The sequence below is a fragment of the Candidatus Aquicultor secundus genome, assembly GCF_002791875.1.
Classification (GTDB): domain Bacteria; phylum Actinomycetota; class Aquicultoria; order Aquicultorales; family Aquicultoraceae; genus Aquicultor_A; species Aquicultor_A secundus.
Genome location: NZ_PFNG01000241.1, coordinates 3,651 through 7,221, shown reverse-complemented (window position 1 = coordinate 7,221; position 3,571 = coordinate 3,651). Strand labels below are relative to the sequence as shown.

The 3,571-nt window shown below is 53.2% G+C and carries 4 protein-coding genes; all 4 read right to left on the bottom strand.

What is annotated here, in order from left to right:
• Positions 1–20: 20 nt before the first annotated feature.
• On the bottom strand, positions 21–980 hold the full coding sequence (locus COY37_RS10270) for a transposase (protein WP_286677526.1): 960 nt from the start codon (positions 978–980) through the stop codon (positions 21–23).
• A gap of 171 nt (positions 981–1,151) precedes the next feature.
• Positions 1,152–2,153, bottom strand: coding sequence for a hydrogenase expression/formation protein HypE (gene hypE, locus COY37_RS10265; RefSeq protein ID WP_286677525.1), 1,002 nt, complete (start codon positions 2,151–2,153; stop codon positions 1,152–1,154).
• Positions 2,143–3,261: a hydrogenase formation protein HypD gene (gene hypD / locus COY37_RS10260; protein WP_286677524.1), complete on the bottom strand. Its 1,119-nt coding sequence runs from the start codon at positions 3,259–3,261 to the stop codon at positions 2,143–2,145. The genes hypE and hypD overlap by 11 nt, the downstream gene beginning before the upstream one ends.
• Complete coding sequence (locus COY37_RS10255) at positions 3,242–3,475, bottom strand: HypC/HybG/HupF family hydrogenase formation chaperone (RefSeq protein WP_286677523.1); 234 nt, start codon at positions 3,473–3,475, stop codon at positions 3,242–3,244. The genes hypD and COY37_RS10255 overlap by 20 nt, the downstream gene beginning before the upstream one ends.
• Positions 3,476–3,571 lie beyond the last annotated feature (96 nt).

The window sequence follows — 3,571 nt, the reverse complement described above, 5'->3', positions numbered from 1 at the left end:
TGTTTCCTGTGAGTCCTAACTCACTCTTCTTGAATGCTTTCTCTTAGCCTTTCACCCCTCCGTATCATCTTCGATACGGCTGATCTTGTGGCACCAAGCCACCTCGCAATCTCACTTCCGGCCATGCCGGCTTCTCTTGAGGCTTTGTAGGCAAGATACGCCCTTGCATCTGCTACTTTCTTAACCCTGGCACCACCCCTTAGTTCATCTTCGGTTACGCCAAAGCGACTGCAAGTAGACAGCAGCAAAGCGTTGAAATCAACCTTGCCTCTGGATACTTCTTCATAAGCCCCGAGTATTGCCTCAACAAAACCGCTTCCCCCTAATATCCTCTCATCATAGGTAAATCTTTCTTTCGGATATTCTTTTGGATATCCTAAAGACCTTTTCAGCCCACCGCCGGTAAGATCTGCCCTTCTTCCCCTTGAAACTCCATCTGACATGAATTCCAGGTACTTTCTCTTTGCTTCTTTCTCAGTAGCTCCAAAATGAGACAGGACGATATCTGGATTATACCAGACGGCCTTTTTATTCCCTATTAGATAAGCATGTCCTGAATGGGGGTCGCGCATAAGAGTTGACATGGACTCCACCAGGCCCGCTCTTATCGGATTTAGGTGGATATATCTTATAAGCTCCAAGAGGTAGGTATCCTGCTCGCAGATAATTGCCTTATACCTGTTTTGAAACAGGTGCCCCACCCTTTGATGTCGGCGATTGAAGTAGATAGCATAGCCGGTTAGAAGCCTTTGCATTACTTTGGATACTGGAACACCTCCCCGTAGCAGCAGAAGATGGAAGTGATTTGGAATTAGCGCAAATGCATAGATAAAAGTCGAGGTCTCTTGTAGGATGTCCCCTAAGCGGGACAAGAAAGCATCTTTGTCGTTATCGTCTTTAAATGTCTCGCATCGCTCTATCCCCCGGCCGATTATGTGGTATAGCACGCCAGGGATATCAAGCCTTGGGCCTCTTGGCATGAGTCTAAGTATCCTTTTTGCCTAAGCGTTTGCTTTTTATGCATATTAGCACAATTGTCCATATGAATAAATAGCATCTAAGATAGAGCCGATTGTATTTACGTTTAGTTTAGGACCCAGAGGAAACAACGTCCCCCTTGCCGTCCCCCTTGCCCCCCTTGCCTCCCTTGTCTAACAAATTCTTGGAAGGATCTCTCCCCGGGGAACGGGAACAACCCGCCTGGTGCCCCACTCGGTTTCCATGATTACCTGCGGTTTGCCGGCCGTAACTTCGCCGATAACCGCAGCATCAACCCCGGCGGAATGGGATTGTAGCAACGCAAGCGCCTCCTCGGCTTTGTTATAAGACACTATGAACAACATCTTTCCTTCGTTAGCGAGGTAAATGGGCTCAAAGCCCAGCAGAGCGCAGCCGCCCTTTACCTCATCTTTTACCGGCAGCATGGTTTCACGGATGAGGATACCGTTGCCGCTTTGGCGCGCCCACTCGTTAAGCACCGTGCCGACGCCCCCGCGCGTCGCATCTCGAACGGTGTGCACGTCCCCTGCAAGGGGGCACAGGAGCGCCACCAGCTCGTGGAGCGGCCGGCAATCGCTCGTAACGGAACTTTGAATCGCGATGCCCTCGCGTAACGCAGTAATACAATAGCCGTGGTCACCGATAGTACCGCTGACGATTATCTTGTCACCCGGCCGGATGTTTCGCGGATGATAGTCGATTCCCTCGGGAATGATGCCGATACCGGCGGTCGTGATAAAGACCTTGTCGGCGCTCCCCTTGTCGACGACTTTGGTATCGCCGGCTACAACCGGAATTCCGGTTTCACGGGATACATCGCCAAGAGAAGTAGCGATTCGTTTCAGGTCGGCGATATCCATCCCCTCCTCGATGATGAACGATGCGGATATCGCAACGGGCTGTGCGCCCGCAGCCGCCAGGTCGTTCACGGTCCCGCAAAATGCTAATTTGCCGATATCCCCGCCGGGAAAAAACAAGGGGCTTATAACAAACGAGTCGGTGGTAAACGCGGTTTTTCCGCCGGGAAGCTCGAGCACGGCCGAGTCGTTGGCCTCTTTAAAATCGCCCCCGAGAGCTTCGTAAAAGACCTGCTCAATCAGGCGCGCCGTCATCTCACCGCCCCCCCCATGCGCCATGCGAATTTTATCCGACATGCCCATCGCCCCCGTGATAGAGAAAATATGCGGCGCATGTTCCCTCAGACGATACCATGCACGGGCCGACCGGATTCTCCGGCGTACAACGCTTAGCGAAAAGCGGGCATTGCCGCGGTTTGATAATCCCCTTTAGGATTTCTCCGCAGCGGCATCCCGGATGTAGTTTAACTTGTATTTTCTCGATGCCAAGCTTTTGAGCTGCATCGAACTGCTCGTAATTTTTGCTTAGCGCAAGGCCGCTTCCAGGGATAACGCCCAGGCCGCGCCAGTCGGCATCGGCCGACGTAAAGATCTCTCGCAGCAGGTTCTGCGCAACAACATTTCCTTCCGGGCGCACCGCCTTGCGGTAGAGATTTGAAATCACCGGCGTTTCCGCGTTGATATCCTTGACCAGCTTCACGATCGCGGCCATGATCTCCGGCGGCTCAAAGCCGGCGATGGCCCCGGCGATGCCGTATTCTTCAGCAATAAACGCATATGGGGTCTCGCCGATAATGACGCTCACATGACCCGGTAAGATAAAGCCGTCGATCGTAGTCGTCTCATCCTCAAGAAGCACGCGTAACGCTTCGGGGACGGTTTTATGCAGATTATAAATGCTGAAGTTGGATAGGTTCTCGGCCTTTGCCGTCTTTATGGCGTGCGCCGTGGCGGGTGCGGTCGTCTCGAACCCGATTCCTAAGAAAACGACTTCCTTATCGCCTTCTGTGCGGGCAAAATCCAGCGCCTCAAGCGCGGAGTAAACCACACGCACGTCGGCACCTTGGGCTTTCAGCTCGGCAAGGCTTCCTTCGGTACCCGGCACCCGGACCATATCGCCGTAGGTCGCCAGAATAACCCGCTCGTCTTTAGCAAGACGCATGAAGGCGTCGATATCCGAATCGGCGGTAACGCATACGGGGCATCCGGGTCCCGAGATAAGCTCCACTTCGGGGGGAAGCACCCCGCGCATACCGGCCTTTCCGATCGCCATAGTGTGCGTGCCGCAGACCTCCATCAACTTCACGGGTCGCACGACAATCTGCCGCAGCTTCTCGACCAGCAGGTGAAAATACTTTTTCTCATCGATAATGCCCGCAGCGGCGTTAAAACTGTTGCTCGTCACGCAGCAATTCCTCCCATATCTCGAGTGATGCCCGGGCTTCTTCGTCCGAGACGACATTAATCGCCTGCCCCGCATGCACCAGCACCCAGCTGCCAAGCTTGGCCTCCGGGGTGAGCATTACGCTGATTTTCCTGATATTGCCCATAACATCGATGCTCGCAGAGAACGTCGCTTCGTCTATCTCAACGATCTTCGCCGGCACAGCCAAACACATGTATGCTTCCTCCTGCAATAAATCTTAAAATAACGAACTACCGGCCCTATGTCATTCTGAGCGCTAGCAATTGTCATCCTGAAACGTTGTGAAGAA

Coding starts and splice junctions, on each gene's coding strand:
- COY37_RS10270 (WP_286677526.1), bottom strand. CDS start 980: ATGCCAAGAGGCCCAAGGCTTGATATCCCTGGCGTGCTATACCACATA.
- hypE (WP_286677525.1), bottom strand. CDS start 2,153: ATGTCGGATAAAATTCGCATGGCGCATGGGGGGGGCGGTGAGATGACG.
- COY37_RS10255 (WP_286677523.1), bottom strand. CDS start 3,475: ATGTGTTTGGCTGTGCCGGCGAAGATCGTTGAGATAGACGAAGCGACG.